The 15618-nt window shown below is 59.6% G+C and carries 16 protein-coding genes; 7 read left to right on the forward strand and 9 right to left on the reverse strand.

Annotation, left to right across the window (positions count from 1 at the left end; translation table 11 throughout):
- Positions 1-22: 22 nt before the first annotated feature.
- From AC0J1C_RS14315 to AC0J1C_RS14335, 5 genes are all read right to left on the reverse strand, one after another.
- On the reverse strand, positions 23-1375 hold the full coding sequence (locus AC0J1C_RS14315; protein WP_473044456.1) for an APC family permease: 1353 nt from the start codon (positions 1373-1375) through the stop codon (positions 23-25).
- Between the two features lie 11 nt (positions 1376-1386).
- Positions 1387-1743 (reverse strand): hypothetical protein, encoded by a 357-nt coding sequence (locus AC0J1C_RS14320; protein WP_473044457.1) that lies wholly within the window; start codon positions 1741-1743, stop codon positions 1387-1389.
- A gap of 157 nt (positions 1744-1900) precedes the next feature.
- Positions 1901-2647, reverse strand: a complete 747-nt coding sequence (locus AC0J1C_RS14325) for a copper resistance protein B (protein WP_473044458.1) — start codon at positions 2645-2647, stop codon at positions 1901-1903.
- Entirely contained in the window at positions 2644-4467 is a 1824-nt protein-coding gene (locus AC0J1C_RS14330) for a copper resistance system multicopper oxidase (protein WP_473044459.1), read from the reverse strand. The genes AC0J1C_RS14325 and AC0J1C_RS14330 overlap by 4 nt, the downstream gene beginning before the upstream one ends.
- Positions 4468-4544: 77 nt before the next feature.
- Positions 4545-5093: a cupredoxin domain-containing protein gene (locus AC0J1C_RS14335; protein WP_473044460.1), complete on the reverse strand. Its 549-nt coding sequence runs from the start codon at positions 5091-5093 to the stop codon at positions 4545-4547.
- Positions 5094-5294: 201 nt separating this feature from the next.
- Between AC0J1C_RS14335 and AC0J1C_RS14340 the strand changes: the two genes are divergently transcribed.
- From AC0J1C_RS14340 to AC0J1C_RS14355, 4 genes are all read left to right on the forward strand, one after another.
- Positions 5295-5960, forward strand: coding sequence for a response regulator transcription factor (locus AC0J1C_RS14340; protein ID WP_473044461.1), 666 nt, complete (start codon positions 5295-5297; stop codon positions 5958-5960).
- On the forward strand, positions 5947-7293 hold the full coding sequence (locus tag AC0J1C_RS14345) for an ATP-binding protein (protein ID WP_473044463.1): 1347 nt from the start codon (positions 5947-5949) through the stop codon (positions 7291-7293). The genes AC0J1C_RS14340 and AC0J1C_RS14345 overlap by 14 nt, the downstream gene beginning before the upstream one ends.
- 6 nt (positions 7294-7299) lie before the next feature.
- Complete coding sequence (cadR, locus tag AC0J1C_RS14350; protein ID WP_473044464.1) at positions 7300-7758, forward strand: Cd(II)/Pb(II)-responsive transcriptional regulator; 459 nt, start codon at positions 7300-7302, stop codon at positions 7756-7758.
- 86 nt (positions 7759-7844) lie between these two features.
- Positions 7845-8510 (forward strand): cation efflux transmembrane domain-containing protein, encoded by a 666-nt coding sequence (locus tag AC0J1C_RS14355; RefSeq protein WP_473044465.1) that lies wholly within the window; start codon positions 7845-7847, stop codon positions 8508-8510.
- Here the strand turns inward: AC0J1C_RS14355 and AC0J1C_RS14360 are convergent.
- Positions 8507-9424, reverse strand: a complete 918-nt coding sequence (locus AC0J1C_RS14360; RefSeq protein ID WP_473044466.1) for an AEC family transporter — start codon at positions 9422-9424, stop codon at positions 8507-8509. The two genes, AC0J1C_RS14355 and AC0J1C_RS14360, sit on opposite strands and share 4 nt — an antisense overlap.
- A gap of 96 nt (positions 9425-9520) precedes the next feature.
- Between AC0J1C_RS14360 and AC0J1C_RS14365 the strand changes: the two genes are divergently transcribed.
- Positions 9521-10234: a Crp/Fnr family transcriptional regulator gene (locus AC0J1C_RS14365; protein ID WP_473044467.1), complete on the forward strand. Its 714-nt coding sequence runs from the start codon at positions 9521-9523 to the stop codon at positions 10232-10234.
- A gap of 81 nt (positions 10235-10315) precedes the next feature.
- On the opposite strand, the gene wrbA is transcribed toward AC0J1C_RS14365, so the two are convergent.
- Positions 10316-10915, reverse strand: a complete 600-nt coding sequence (gene wrbA, locus AC0J1C_RS14370) for an NAD(P)H:quinone oxidoreductase (RefSeq protein ID WP_473044468.1) — start codon at positions 10913-10915, stop codon at positions 10316-10318.
- A gap of 188 nt (positions 10916-11103) precedes the next feature.
- Between wrbA and trhA the strand changes: the two genes are divergently transcribed.
- Positions 11104-11769, forward strand: a complete 666-nt coding sequence (gene trhA, locus AC0J1C_RS14375; protein ID WP_473044469.1) for a PAQR family membrane homeostasis protein TrhA — start codon at positions 11104-11106, stop codon at positions 11767-11769.
- Between the two features lie 14 nt (positions 11770-11783).
- On the opposite strand, the gene AC0J1C_RS14380 is transcribed toward trhA, so the two are convergent.
- The gene (locus AC0J1C_RS14380; RefSeq protein WP_473044470.1) at positions 11784-12341 is read right to left on the reverse strand and encodes a Yip1 family protein; all 558 of its coding nucleotides are present in this window, start codon (positions 12339-12341) and stop codon (positions 11784-11786) included.
- A 400-nt stretch (positions 12342-12741) separates the two neighbouring features.
- Here AC0J1C_RS14380 and AC0J1C_RS14385 point away from each other — a divergent pair, with 400 nt between their 5' ends.
- On the forward strand, positions 12742-14373 hold the full coding sequence (locus tag AC0J1C_RS14385; protein ID WP_473044471.1) for an MFS transporter: 1632 nt from the start codon (positions 12742-12744) through the stop codon (positions 14371-14373).
- Positions 14374-14424: 51 nt separating this feature from the next.
- Here the strand turns inward: AC0J1C_RS14385 and AC0J1C_RS14390 are convergent, their stop codons facing one another.
- Positions 14425-15513 (reverse strand): hypothetical protein, encoded by a 1089-nt coding sequence (locus AC0J1C_RS14390; RefSeq protein WP_473044472.1) that lies wholly within the window; start codon positions 15511-15513, stop codon positions 14425-14427.
- Between the last annotated feature and the right edge of the window lie 105 nt (positions 15514-15618).

Consider the following 15618-nt stretch of genomic DNA (forward strand, 5'->3'; position numbering starts at 1 on the left):
AAACCTCCCTGAAGAATTCCGGTCAATGGTGGTGCGCGCTGGTTTTCTCGTCCGCCGAGTGTGTTGCCCCTGCGGTTCCCCGAAGAAAGGCCATCTCCGCGAGGGCAATGACACTCATGGCTGCCACGGCGACCCCAATGACAAACGGATCTGTGTGGAGCTTGACCCAGACAAAGCCACCCAGAACCAGCAGGTCCAGAAGAATAGCGGTAACCGGCACCCACAGGTTTGCGTTTACCTTCTCACGCAGGTAACGAACCACGCCCCAGTGAATCGCAATATCCATAATGAGGTAAAAAACAATACCGAGTGCGGCGATACGGGAAAGATCGAAGAAAGCCGTCAACACCAGCCCCAGAACCACAGTGTAGACCAGCGTGTGCTTCTGGATCGTACCCGGCATTCCAAAGTGGCGATGCGGGACCAGTTTCATTTCAGTGAGCATCGCCAGCATGCGGGATACTGCAAAAATGCTGGCGAGTATCCCGCCCGCGGTCGCCATCATGGCGATCGCTACCGTGAACCATACGCCATAGTCGCCCAGCGCGGGCCTTGCTGCAGCCGCCAGCGAGTAATCCCTCGTTTCGATGATTTCGGCGAGGGACAGGTTACTGGCCACCGCAAAGCCCACCAGTGTGTAGATCACCACGCAGGAGACGATGGATATGATGATGGCGCGGCCAACGTTGCGCTTTGGATCCTTTACTTCAGAACCGCTGTTGGTAATGGTGGTAAAGCCCTTGAATGCGAGTATGCCCAGTGCCGTGGCGCCCAGAAAGTTGCCGAAGCTGCCAGCGTCTCCGGCGCTGGAGAAGTTCACCGCCAGACTGTCGGCGATCCAGACGCCCACCAGGCCGAAGACCAGGATACCGCCGATCTTGAGGACCCCGATAAAGGAAGCAACCCCCTGGATCAACCGGTTGCCCATCAGATTCACCAGGAACGCTGCGAGAATCAGCGATACGCCGAGAACCGGAACCATTCGACCACTGTCGTCACCTCCGAACAGCTGCATGGTGTAGGAGCCGAAGGTGCGGGCGAGAAAACTCTGCGCAATCACCATTGAAAAGTACATCAGCAATGCGTTAAAGGCAGTCGGCAGGCGGTTGCCGTAGGCCTTGTGCAGGTACATGCCGATGCCCCCGGCAGAAGGCCAGGTGTTGGATATCTTGATGTAGGAATAGGCACTGAATCCTACAATGAGCGCAGCCGCCAGGAACGCAAGTGGAAACAGCGCTCCTGTCATCTGCGCCATCTGTCCGGTCAGGGCAAAAATGCCCGCGCCGATCATCACGCCTGTGCCAAGCATCACGGTCCCCGGCAGCGAGAGGCTCCCTTGCTGGTAGTGCGTCGTTCTGTCCTGTGTTTGCGACATCCAGTCTCCCGTTACTTCCGTTTCATGGGTGGTATCTTGGAACAGCAGAAAGGCTGATGCTGGGCATTCGCTCGCACGTTGTCATCGGTGAAGCGGTACCAGGCCAGCTTACGCCTGACCCACCAGCTGTTCTTCAGCCGACCGCCCCGCTCGGCAACAAACACCAACAATTCGTCGGTGGACCAGTGACTCGCGTCATAGGCGACCTGCAAGCGGTCTGCCGACTTGCGTTCCGCATGATCCACGCACGGATGATGATTCAGATCTTCCAGAAGGTCGTCCCATGCGGATTCCGGCAACCCCTCGAGGGGCAGGGTCCGGCGCTGAAGAAAGGCACCTGAAATACTTGCTTTGTGTACTTTGGCCATCTGATTTCACCTCGCCGTTGGGTGACTTCAGAGCCATTACATCATCACTTCCTGAATTGCGGCTGAAAACGACCGCCAGAACCATACAGATTTGAGGTGAATCAAATATTCAATAAAAAAACCCGGGCGATTATGCCCGGGTTCTTCAACACGACGCTCAGAATGCGATCCGGGCGCCAATCACCGCGAACCAGTCTTCCGTGCTACCGCCCTCTGCTTCCGCAAAATCGGCGGTATCACCGTATTTGCGCTCATGCACCACGCCGATGTAGGGAGACACGGCACGGTCGATCAGGTCGTAGCTCAGCCGAAGCCCTGCTTCCGTGGAGCTCAGGCCTTTACCCAGCCCGATTTCCCGATCCTCGCTGAAGGCCACGGTGGCATCCAGGGCGGCGGACAGGATCCAGTGGTTGGTGAGCAGCAGTTCGTACTCGGCGTCCAGCTCCGCCGAAGCGTCACCTTCATCACTGACGTACAGGTTTGCGTCCACCTCGAACCACTGGGGGGCCAGGCCGGTTACACCCAGCACGGCATAGGTACGGTCCGGCCCTTCAGGTGTATCGAACCGCACGCCCGCCTTGGCATCGAAAAAGTCAGAGATGGGCGTTTGCAACACCAGCTGGTTTTCCAGGCCCTCGTAGGCCTGCTCCTCGATGGCGTATTCGCCTTTGCTGAGCCAGCGGAATTTCAGCTCGTCGGTGCCGTAAAAGACATCGGACTTCCAGACACCCAACTCCTCATCCGAATCGCTGTAGCGATACTCCAGTTCTTCGAACTGAACACCCCAGGTGGCGAGGGGCTGCTTGCGCGCCGTGGTGTCTTCGATCATTTCCTGGGCTGCCACTGCCGTTGGCAACAGCAGGGAGCCGACCAGCCCGAGCGTCAGGAATCGACAATACCTCATGCCTCTCCCCCTTCTTCCTCGACCGGATCGTTGTTGGCCTGCTGGGTGTCAGGGCCGCCCTCGACAATCACTTTCCGGAACATGCCCGCAGCCGCATGGTAGGAAAGGTGGCAATGGAATGCCCACTGGCCGGGTTCGTCCACCTCGGTTTCCATGTACACCGTGGTACCGGGCTGCACACTGATCGTGTGTTTGACCGGATTGAACTGGCCTGCGCCAACATCCAGGATGGACCACATGCCATGCAGGTGCATGGGGTGAGTCATCATGGTTTCGTTGACAAACTTGAAGCGCACCCGCTCGCCATACTGGAGACGAATCGGATCAGCATCCTCGTACTTCACACCGTTGATACTCCAGGTGTAGCGTTCCATGTTGCCGGTCAGGCGCAGCTCAATCTCCCGGGTCGGCTCACGGTCCTCATAAAGCGGGCTCTGGGCACGCAGATCGGCGTATGAAAGGAACTTGCCACCGTTGGCTGCGACTGGCACCAGGCCACTGCCCTTGGCATAGAAGGGATCGCTGGGCGCCTTCTGTCCCATGGCACCATGATCCATTCCCGCCATGCCGGAGTGATCCATGCCTTCCATATTCGAGTGATCCATACCCTTCATGCTGGAGTGGTCCATTCCCTTCATATTCGAATGATCCATCCCCTTCATGTTGGAATGATCCATGCTGGCCATGTTCGAGTGATCCATACCTTCCATTCCGGAGTGGTCCATACCGGCCATATCGCCGTGATCCATACCGTGCATACCGCCGTGGTCCATGCCGTGCATGCCGCCCATGTCTGCCATGGTCAGCCGTGACGGTTCGCGCAGCGGCGGAACGACCCCTGCCATACCTTCCTCAGGCGCCAGCGTTGCCCGGGCAAAACCCGAACGGCCCATGGATTCGGCAAAGATAGTGTAGGCCTGTGCGTCTTTCGGACGCACGATCACGTCGTAGGTTTCCGCCACGCCGATGCGGAACTCGTCCACGGTAACCGGCTGCACGTTGTTGCCATCGGCCTGTACCACGGTCATATCGAGGCCGGGAATGCGGATGTCGAAATAGGTCATGGCAGAGGAGTTGATGAAGCGCAGGCGAATGCGCTCACCCGGCTCGAACAGGCCCGTCCAGTTCTGCTCCGGCCCTTTGCCGTTGATCAGCCCGGTGAAGCCCTGGAGGTCTTCCACATCCGCTTTCATCATGCGCATGTCGCCCCAGGCCAGGCGGTCCTTCAGGGTATTCATGAAACCGTGCTCGGAGGCATCGGAGAAAAACTCGCCAACGGTCTGCTGCTGGCGGTTGTAGTAGTCCGGCATCATCTTCAGGTTACGCATGATGCGATCGCCGGAGTGCGGGTGCTTGTCGGTCAGCTGAATGACGTACTCGCGGTTATACCGGAAAGGCTCCCGACCCTCGGGTTCAATCACAATGGCACCGTAGGCCCCGTCCGGCTCCTGAAAGCCAGAGTGGCTGTGGAACCAGTAGGTACCAGCCTGCTGGATTGGAAACCGGTAGGTAAAGGTTTCGCCTGGCTTGATGCCGGGAAAGCTGATGCCTGGAACGCCATCCTGCTGGTACGGCAGAATGAGGCCGTGCCAGTGGATGGATGTCATCTCGTCGAGGTTGTTGGTGACGTTGATGGCCACCTCTTCGCCTTCCTTGAACCTCAGCACGGGGCCGGGCGAGGCCCCGTTGTATCCGATGCCTTCCTTGACGAACTCTCCGGTGTCGATGGTGACCCGATCGACCGTAAGGTTATACTCGCCTGCCAGGCCAAGGGCCGGCAACAGCATGGCCGCAAGGCCCGCCAGAAGTGTTTTCTTCATGATTGACTACTCTTGATTACGCCTTTGTCTGGAAACTCGCTCTTCTGATACGCAAACGACAGCGCGAATCCACTGCCCTACTTTTCAGCGACGGCCTGGTTGAATTTCACTTCGCCGTACATGCCCGCCTGGTAATGCCCCGGCACGTTGCAGGCAAATTCAAGGTTGGCCTTTTCAGTAAACTTCCAGACGATTTCCTTGCTCTGGCCCGGTTCCAGCAGCACGCTGTTGGGGTCGTCGTGCTTCATGGAGTGACCATCCATCTCCATATTCATCATGTCGTGATTGAGCTTGCCGCCCTGAATCACGCCATGCTCGACCATCATCATCATTTCTTCCTGATGGGCCTCATGCATCTCGGGGGTACCGAGGTTGAACTCATGCACCAGGTTGCCTTTGTTTTCCACCACGAAGCGCACGGTCTCTCCCGGCTGCACCTCGATGGTTTCTGGCTCGTAGTAGTTGTCGTGCATCTCAACGGAGATGGTGCGGCTGGCCTGGGAGGCCTTGCCTGGCTCACCAATGGCGGCACCATGACCGTGGCCGCCGCTGTGGGCACCGGCCGCAAACACGTTTGCCGAGAGAGTCATGGCCGCTGCCGCTGCTACAACTGTTAATCGCTTCATCCTGTATCCTCCTGTGGGATAATGGCTTGGAACACAATGACGGCATGCTCGAAAACTTGAGCAATATCCAGAATCGACGGTTACGATTACCCACCAACCTGAATCCTTTCTGAAAATGACGAAATTTTTAAGGTTCAGGCTGGTTTCAGGTACCAGCGTCACAATGGCGCCCGCGTTACGTCAATCAGGAAGGATGCCCATATGCGCTTACTGCTTGTAGAAGACGACCGACTGCTGGCAGATGGCCTGGCCGGCCAGCTGGAGAAAGCCGGCTTCAGCGTGGATTCAACCCGAACAGTGAAGCAGGCCCTGGCACTGGCCGAACAGGAGGAATATCGCGCCATTGTCCTGGACCTCGGACTGCCAGACGGCAACGGGCTGGATCTGCTCCGGAAGTGGCGGGCCAACGGCATCGACTTTCCGGTGCTCATTCTCACGGCCCGGGGTGACTGGCAAGACAAGGTAAACGGCCTGAAAGCCGGTGCCGACGATTACCTCGCCAAACCCTTCCAGTCGGAGGAACTGATTGCCCGCCTCAACGCCATTGTCCGGCGGAGCGAGGGGCGGGTGCAGGCCGTGGTCCGGGCCGGCGACCTGGAACTGGATGAAAATCGCCAGAGCCTGAAACTGGCCGACGGCACAGAACACAGCCTGACCGGCACCGAGTTCCGACTGTTGCGGTGCCTGATGAGCCGGCCCGGCCAGGTGTTCTCCAAAGAACAGCTCATGGAGCAGCTGTACAACCTGAACGAAACGCCCAGCGACAACGTTATCGAGGCCTACATCCGCAGACTCCGTAAACTCGTTGGCAGCGACACCATTTCAACGCGGCGCGGCCAGGGTTATCTGTTCAATGACGTGGTTTAGCAAACCGGTATCCATCAAGGGCACATTGCTGGCCCTGCTCCTGCCGGCGGGCATTACCCTCATGGCCATTGCCTGGCTGGTCCATGGCCTTCTTCTCGACCGAATGTCCCGGGCCTTCGTGGAAACCCGACTGAAAGACGAGGTCGCCTTTCTCGAACACCAGATCCGCGACTCCGGCGGCCAGCTGGACACACTCCAGACCGGCGACTACTTTCAGGAAGTGTTTCACCACGCCTTCGCGATCCATTCGCCCTCCCGCACCCTGATGTCGCCTGAAAGCTGGGCGCCGCTGCTGATGCCCCTGGTCGCATCCGGCTCGGACGGTTCCGTGCATGTCAGCGGCCCTGGCGGGGACAACCTGCCCTCGGACATCCTGGCCTATCGCGACTCCTTTACGGTGGACGGCATTCCGATTGTGGTGGTCGTGTCCGAAGACCTGGACGCCCTGCAGCGTAGCCAGGCGGAGCTCCACCTCTGGACCGCGATTGTCTCCCTGCTACTGATTCTGCTGCTGGTCGGCGTGCTCTGGCTTGGTATCTCACTGTCGATGCGCCCCGTGGTGTCCCTGAAAGCCACCCTGAAACGGCTGCAGGACGGCGAGGTTTCGCGCATTGATGTCCAGGCACCGGAGGAATTCCACCCGCTGGTGGTTCAGCTCAACCAGTTGCTGGATTCGCTGGACCAGCGCCTGGAGCGTTCACGGGATGCGCTGGCCAACCTTTCCCACAGCGTCAAAACGCCCATTGCCGCCGTTCGCCAGATACTGGAAGACGACGACCGACCTCTGACCCACGACCTGAGGCAGCAAATGGCGGCCCGGCTCAGCGACATCGACAGGCAGCTTGAGGCTGAAATGCGCCGAAGCCGGTTCGCCGGGCCGCAGGTCGGCAAAAGCGCCTACCCGCTCAAACAGGCTCGCGATCTCCTGTGGATGCTGGGCCGGCTGTACCCGGCCAAATCCTTTGAAATGTCCACCCTGCTCACCGAAGAACGGCGCTGGCCGATCGAGGAGCACGACCTGAACGAAGTGATGGGCAACCTCCTGGACAATGCCGGCAAATGGTCCAACACGGTGGTCGAACTGGGCCTGAAGGAGGATGCTGACGGGCTGACCATCACGGTGGCAGACGATGGCCCCGGGGCACCCCGGGAATTGCTGCCCACCCTGGGTACCCGGGGGGTGCGCCTGGACGAGCAGACACCGGGACACGGCCTGGGCCTGGCCATCGCCCGGGAGATCACCGAGCGATATGGTGGTACGCTGGAGTTCACCTCTGGTGCCATCGGAGGCCTCAAGGCCAGGGTCCATTTTCCCGGAAACTCTGGGGGGTAAGAGCCAGTGAAAATCGGCGAACTTGGAAAAGCGACGGCCATTCCGGTCGAAACCATCCGCTATTACGAGAAGATTGGTTTGCTGCCGGAACCAGACCGGGACACCAGCGGTTATCGCGCCTACCGCCAGCCCCACCTCGACCGGCTGCTGTTTATCAAACGCTGCCGCAACCTGGATATGGCCCAGGAGGAGATCCGGGAACTGATTCGCCTGGCCGAACAGCCGGAGGCCGACTGCAGCGAAGTGGATGCCCTTCTGGCCCGCCATCTTGTACACGTGCGCGAGCGGCTCAAGGAGCTGGCAAGCCTTGAGGAGACCCTGGTACGGCTCCAGGCAGCCTGCTCCGATGCCGGCACGGTCAGGGAATGCGGCATTCTTGACGGTCTCAGCACCGAGTTCGAAACGCCCCGCACCGACGATCATCACAACCACGTACCTGGCACCCACGGGCCCGGCCAGGGCTGAACCCGAGTCAACTCCGTTTCAAACGGGTTGACCCTGTAGTAACTACAGGGTTTTTAATAGAGCCATCCAGTTTGAAGGAGGTGTCTATGGCGTGCAGCTGCTCCGCCCCCGAACCCAAATCCCCCGCCCCGGAGTTTCGCCGGGCGCTCTGGTTTGCCCTGTGGATCAATCTGGCCATGTTCCTGGTGGAAGGAATTGCCAGCCTGTCCTCGGGCTCAGTGTCGCTGATGGCCGACGCCATCGATTTTTTCGGCGACAGTGCCAACTACATCCTGTCCCTGGCCGTGCTCTCCATGGGCATGCTGTGGCGTGGCCGCGCAGCCATGGTGAAGGGCCTGACCATGGCAGCATTTGGTGTGGTGGTCTGGGCCCGTGCCCTTTATGTGCTTGAATCCGGCACCACGCCCGAGCCGATGACCATGGGCGTGGTTGGCCTCGTGGCGCTGCTGGCGAACGTGGGCGTAGCCATCATGCTGTTCCGTTTCCGGAGCGGGGACTCAGACATGCGTTCGGTCTGGCTGTGCAGCCGCAACGATGCCATCGGCAATCTGGCCGTGATGGCAGCAGCACTTGGCGTATTTGGCACCGGCACCGCCTGGCCGGACCTGGCCGTTGCCGCTGTCATGGGCACCCTGGCCATTACCGCCGGCGTGAGCGTGGTGCGCCATGCCCGCACTGACATCGCCGAAGCACGCAACGCTGCCGTTGAAGCGACCGGGGGGACGGAGCCAGCGGCTCCCCGTACCCGCTAGAAAGCCACCGAGATCATGACCGGAATAAACGCCAGGGCGAACAGCGTGGTGAGCAAAACCGTGCCCGCTGCCTGCCTTGGTGAGGTATCCAGCAGGGTGGCAATGACCACCGTATTGGCGGCGATGGGGGTGATGGCAATCAGGAACATGGCCTTGTGCACCGCGGGCTCGTAGATGCCCAGCAGGTTGGCATCGAGCCACCAGAACACAATGGCTACGAGGGGCCAGACCACAAACTTGCCGAAAAAGGCCAGGGCGGTGAAGCGGACGTTGCCCGCCAGCCCGCGAAAGCTGGTGATGCTCATGCCGATGATCATCATGCCGAGTACGCTGTAGGCGCCCCGGAGATTCTCGAACAGCGGCACAAAGATGTCCGGAATGCCGATTCCGGCGAGATTCAGGGCTACCGCGGCCAGGAACGCGTACACCGACGGCAGTTTCAGCACCCGCCAGAGCGCATCCTTGATGCTGTAGCGGCCCCGGGCCGCGAGGTAAAACCCCACGGAATTCTCGAACAATGTGGTGCCCAGCATGCACACGATGTACAGGCCCAGGCCCTCTTCACCGAACAGCAACAGCGCGACCGGCACACCAAAGTAGCCGGTATTGCCAGAGCCGACACAGAGAGGAATGATGTTGGCGCTGCCATCATGCAGAACCCGCCTGGCCAGCTTCAGCTGGACATACCCAAGAAGCGAGGAGAGGCCGAATACCAGGAATGGCAGGACGATGACCTCTGGCGACAGCGGCGCCGCCATAACACCGGAAAACACCACCGAGGGTGTCACGATGTACAGCATGATGCCGGCGATGTGGCGACCACTGGCCTGCAGATAGCGACCGGCCACCCACCCGAGGGCCACCGTGATGTAGAGGGGAATCAGCTTGAAGAAAAGTGCGAGTGCGGCGGCCATATCGAAGGAGTGGAAAACCCTTAATGATTTAAGTCATTTCAAAAGATGCGTGATTAATACCATAATCACGCGGATACTCATAACAGGGGTTACGCCATGAACAGCATCCTCCGGCCAGACGTCTCCTCCGCGCCCTGCATGCTCGGAGAGAAGCGCGAGGACATCGTGACGCAGGATGCGGCCCCGCAATCGACGGCTCTGCTGAACGGGCTGAGCCGGATTTTCGGCATTCGCCTGTCCGGCCATGAAAATGAGCCCGACGCCCGATTCCTGGCGGACCTGACCCGCCTGTTCCATCAGCGTCGCGTGGAGCCCGAGGTTACCCTGGAGAAACACGACACTCCCTGGGCCAGCGTATACCTGATCCAGTACGGCATCATGCGCCTGTACCGGGAATCACCGGGCGGCAAGATATCAATCCACCATTTCTTTTCCGAAGGGGATATGGTCTGGCCCGTGTTTGGCCGTACCCGCACCGTGCGCAATACCCTGTGCCTGACCAGCACAACACCGGTTACCGTCTGGGTGGCCGATTTTTCCGCCTTTCGCTCCGCGATCCAGTCCCACGGCGAGGGACTGTGGCCGAGCTTTGCCCTGGTGCTCACCGAGGAGCTGGCTGAACTCACCAGCATGCGGGAATTCCGCAAGCACACCATGCCCGCCCGGGAGCGATACCGACTGCTGCTGGAGGAATACCCGGAGCTGGTAAAGCGGGTACCGGACAACCAGCTTGCCTCCTGGCTGGGCGTGGTTCCGGCCACCTTCTCGCGCCTGAAAAGCGCTGCGCAGAACCGCAAACCCGGCGCCTGAACCGCCATAAAAAAGGGCAGCAGGTACAAACCTGCTGCCCAAAACGCTCAACGCTTAATCAAAATCTGCCTGCCGCGGCTCTCAGCCGTGCAGCTTCACAGCCAGCTCCGCCACATGCCGGCCCTGGTAACGGGCAATTGCCAGCTCCTTCTCGCTGGGCTGGCGTGAACCGTCCCCACCAGCGATGGTAGAGGCACCGTAGGGCGTACCGCCATTTACCTCCGAAATATCGAAGAATTCCGGAATGCCGTAGCCCAGGGGCACAAGCACCATGCCGTGATGGGCCAGAGTAGTCCAGAAGGAACTGATGGTGTGCTCCTGGCCACCGCCGGTGCCGGTAGAGGTGAACACACTGGCCACCTTTCCGTGCAGCTTGCCTTCGGCCCACAGCCCTCCGGTCTGGTCCAGGAAGGTCCGCATCTGCCCAGCCATATTGCCGAATCGAGTCGGGGTGCCAAAAATGACGGCATCGTAGTCGGCCAGTTCCTTCGGGTCTGCCACGGGCGCCTGCTGATCGGCCTTGCCACCGGCATTCAGGAGCGCCTGGTCCGCCATGGTTTCGGGTACACGCTTGACGGTTACTTCGGCGCCGGCAACTGCCTTGGCGCCCTCGGCAACGGTATTGGCCATGGTTTCGATGTGGCCATACATGGAGTAATAAAGCACGAGTACTTTTGCCATGGGGTAAACCTCCTTTGTCTGTGTGGTATTACGCATGCTAACCGGCACCGGACCGGTGTGAAATCGGAAGTTTTCAGACAGGTCATTCAGTTTTTCTGAACGGGATCACAGGATGTTCATGCAGAGCTGTTGCGTACACGTGTACGCTCAAGTATGTTAGCGGCATGTCCAATACGCAGACCAACCCAATGACCGCATCAGAGGCCCAGGCGCAGACCGTTCACCACCGAATTGAGGAGTGGTTGAACAGTGCCACCCACGGGCTCGGCGCTGTGCTGAGCGTCATCGGCACGGTGGCGCTGATCGTTGGCGCCAGTGAAGTTGGCGACGTCTGGAAGATTGTCAGCTTCAGTATTTTCGGGGCTTCCCTCGTGTTGCTGTATCTGGCCTCAGCCCTTTATCACGGAGCCAGGCGGCCAGAGCTCAAACGCGCATTCAAGACCCTGGACCATTGCGCCATTTTCCTGCTGATCGCCGGTACCTACACCCCGTTTCTGCTTGTGAACATGCGCGGAACCGTGGGCTGGACGCTGTTCGCCGTGATCTGGTCGCTGGCCATTACCGGCGTGGTGCTGAAGGTGATTTTCAAGAACCGATTCAAGCTCGCACGGGTGGGCATCTACATCGCCATGGGCTGGCTGATCACCTTTGCTTCTTCGGATCTGGTCGCAAGCCTGAGCGAAACCGCCCTGAACCTCACCATTGCCGGTGGCGTTGTGTACACCGCCGGAGTGGCGTTCTACCTGGCCGACCGCATTCCCTACATGCACGCCGTCTGGCACCTGTTCGTGATCGGCGGCAGCGCCTGCCACTTCAGCGCCATCTATTTCGGGGTTCTGCCCTACACCGCCTGACCGGGCAGCGTCGCTCAGAACGCCCAGACCGTCGCCATCAACAACCCCCAGGCCAACAGTGCAGCCGCCATGATGGTGTAGGTGGCAGACATGACTTCAATGTCGTTGTCCCTGCGCTTGCAGATGGATCGCAAGCCCTGGTACACCAGCGCGCAGGACAGGAACAGCCCGGCGAAAACCGCCACCACGCTGACCGCCAGATACGGCACCAGCAGGGCCAGAGACGACAGCCACAACGGCAGCGGAGCGATGGCCGCCAGCAGGTAACTGTCCTGGTAACTGACCTCCAGATTGTGGCTGTCCATGACCGCGTGAATCAGCCACCCCATCACAAAGAAGGTGAGTAACTCGGCCAGGAACAGGATGGTGGTGATAAAGCGCCACTGCTTGTCGCCGAAACCGTCGATAAACGCATCACCGTAGTGGGTGCCGGCGTAGTACAGCAGCACCGGCGGCAGGAACGACAGGGGCACAACGACCACCCATGCCAGGAAGGGGATGGACAGGTTCAGGCGCCGAAGCTCAGACCAGGCACCGTTCCCGGAAAACGGTAAACGGGCCAACTGGTTCATATTCATAATCCACCTCGCATCATCCGACATCCACGGTCCACTGACACAGTGGAACCAACGTTATTGTCAGTGATAGCCCTCCGCCCCGGACCGGTCAAGAAACCGGCATGACCTTGAGCAAGCGGGCGGGCGAACCCCGGAAATGATTGGCTACCTCCACTGCGCCAACGCCCCTCCCGACTACCCACTTCGGATTATCTCGAACGCATCCATCTGATTTTAAACAGCTTTACAAGGCCAAACCCAAGGTTTGACGGGAACTGGAAACTGCGACCCGTGCGCCAGGATTCTGTCCTTGAGAAATATCAAGCATGCTCCCCGTTACTGCTTTGCACAATGGCGCAAAGCCTCACACCCCTCATCCGGGTGCCGGGGCCAGGCAAACTGAGGAGCACACATCATGGCCAACAGTACCGCGAGCGCCGCACCCGTCGGCGACAAAACAAGGATAAACGCCGACATCGAACACTGGGATGTCGAAAGCGAAGACTTCTGGCAACGGGAGGGTAAGCGCATTGCCTCCCGCAACCTGTGGATCTCCATACCCAGCCTGCTGATGGGCTTTGCCATCTGGCTGATGTGGGGGATGATCACCACCCAGATGAAAAATCTGGGCTTTCCGTTCAGCATCGAGCAGCTGTTCACGCTCTCTGCCATCGCCGGTCTGTCCGGTGCCACCCTGCGGATCCCGGCATCCTTCATGATCAAGATTGCCGGCGGGCGCAACACCGTTTTCCTGACCACCGCCCTGCTGATGATACCCGCGGCCGGCACCGGTATTGCCCTGATGAACCCGGATACGCCGTTTATCGTGTTCCAGGCCCTCGCCCTGCTGTCCGGCATTGGCGGCGGCAACTTTGCCTGCTCCATGAGTAACATCAGTGCTTTCTATCCGAAGAGCAAACAGGGTTATGGCCTGGGCATGAACGCCGGGCTCGGCAACTTCGGCGTAACCACCATGCAGATCCTGATCCCGCTGGTGATGACGGTGGGTATCTTCGGCGCCCTGGCCGGGGATCCGATGCAACTTCAAAGCCCCAGCGGCACCCTGATCGGCCGCATTGAGGCCGGCACCGACACCTGGATCCAGAATGCCGGTTTCATCTGGCTGGTGTTCCTGATTCCCCTGGCCTTTGCCGGCTGGTTCGGCATGAACAACCTGAAAGTGGTGACTCCCAATCCGGGCAATCCGGCCTCTGCATTCGCCAAGATCCTGGGACTCTACGGGGTTGGCCTGCTGACTTCCCTGGCTGGCGTGTGGGCGCTCAGCGTAATGAACATGTGGCTGGCACTGCCGCTAACCATCATCCTCACCCTGGTGCTGCTGCGCCTGATTCCGGGTGATATCAAACCAAACATCCAGAAGCAGTTTGCCATTTTCAGCAACAAGCACACCTGGTCCATGACCGTGCTGTACATCCTCACCTTCGGCTCGTTCATCGGCTTCTCCGCCGCCCTGCCACTGTCCATCAGCGTCATCTTCGGCAACATGATGGAAGTGGGTGCGGATGGCGCGATGACTCGTGTGGTCAATCCGGATGCCCCGAGTGCCCTGACCTGGGCCTGGATGGGGCCGTTCGTGGGCGCACTGATTCGCCCGGTGGGCGGCTGGATCTCCGACAAGCTCGGTGGCTCTATCGTGACCCAGATTATCTCACTGGTGATGGTCGGTGCTTCCGTGGCCACCGGCTACGTGATGATGCTGGCCTACAACTCAACCGACCCGAACAGCTACTTTGCGCTGTTCCTGATCCTGTTCATCGTGATGTTTGCCGCCAGCGGCATTGGCAACGGCTCCACCTTCCGCAGCATAGGCGTGATCTTCGACCAGCAGCAGAAAGGCCCGGTGCTGGGCTGGACCTCCGCAGTGGCCGCCTACGGCGCCTTCATTGCACCCAGGGTGATGGGCCAGGAAATCCAGGCCGGCACACCGGAAGTGGCCATGTATGGATTTGCGGTGTTCTACGCGGTGTGCCTGCTGGTGAACTGGTGGTTCTACCTGCGTCGGAACGCATACATCAAAAACCCCTGATCCTGGATAGTCGACCGCAAACCTCAACAAGGCCTCCTCCGGGAGGCCTTTTTACACCTCTGACCGGCTTTTATTCCCGGTTCCGACCTCACGACGGGCCAGGAGCTCCAGCCTCCATATCCTCTCTGCACGACTGCTCAGATACCAGAAGCTCACCGCCAGAATGCCAAAGAAGATAGCCTTGTGGGTTTCATCCCAGAAATACTCGAAGAAGCGGGTGTAAAGGTTGATGAACAGAAAAGTGAGACCGAACCCGCGGGTCATGCCATCGTCGTACCGCAATCCGTGATAGATGGCGGCAATGGCAGCCAGCCCGAACAGTACCGACCAGTGCAACAGCACCAGATGTCCAGCGCGTTCCCAACTTTCAAGATCGCCGTAGTTGCCGAAAATCGACATGATCCACAGAGCGATAAACAGATACAGCAGACCGATGGCCCTGGTGGGTGCCAGGAACGACCGACGCTCCCGCCAACGGGTGAACAGCCAGCTGCCCGCAAGCAACAGGGCAAGACCGAAGAACACAAAACGCAGTGGCATGTTCATGCCCAGGTAGTAAGCGCCCCAGCCCGAGAGATAGCCCGTTTCGGCGCCGAACCAGCTGCCCAGTGACAGCAGGGAGAATACCCACACCAGGGTGGAGGGGAACCAGAGCCCCAGCAGTCCATACAGCACCGCTGCCAGAAGCAACAGCAGTGAGAAGTGATCCGATCCGGTACTGATGGCCTCACCCAGGAAAGCAATGGCGGCGGCGGTGGCGACCACGCCGAAAAAGAACAGGGCCTCGTTGGTGAAGGTTCGTTCAGGCCGCCGATGCTTTCGCTTCAGCCCACCACCGAAACACAGGGCAGCAATGGTCACGAAAAGAAGGCACTTGACCCAGGCGGAAGCCGAGAAGATGCGTTCAAAAAGACCAACCAGCCACTCATCGGCCAGAACGGCCGAGATCGACACCAGCGTGCATGCGATCGCTACCCACAGCGCGTAACGGGCCACACGCCGCCAGTCCAGGACCTGAACCTCCAGCGAGCCTCCCAGGCTATCGGCCTCGGCCGAGTTTAAGAGCCCCTGGGCCTGCCACTCATCAATCGCCCGACTGATTACCCGGCGTTCCTTTTTAGACACATGTATCCGTGCCATCCCTGTTCCCTCTTCCTGCCACTATTTCAGGAGGATAGTGCCATGGGGACCAGTGTTTGTCCCGCCCACAAAAAAGCCCGCGCGGATCGCTCCGGGCGGGCACTC

Source organism: Marinobacter sp. E2, from assembly GCF_055755345.1.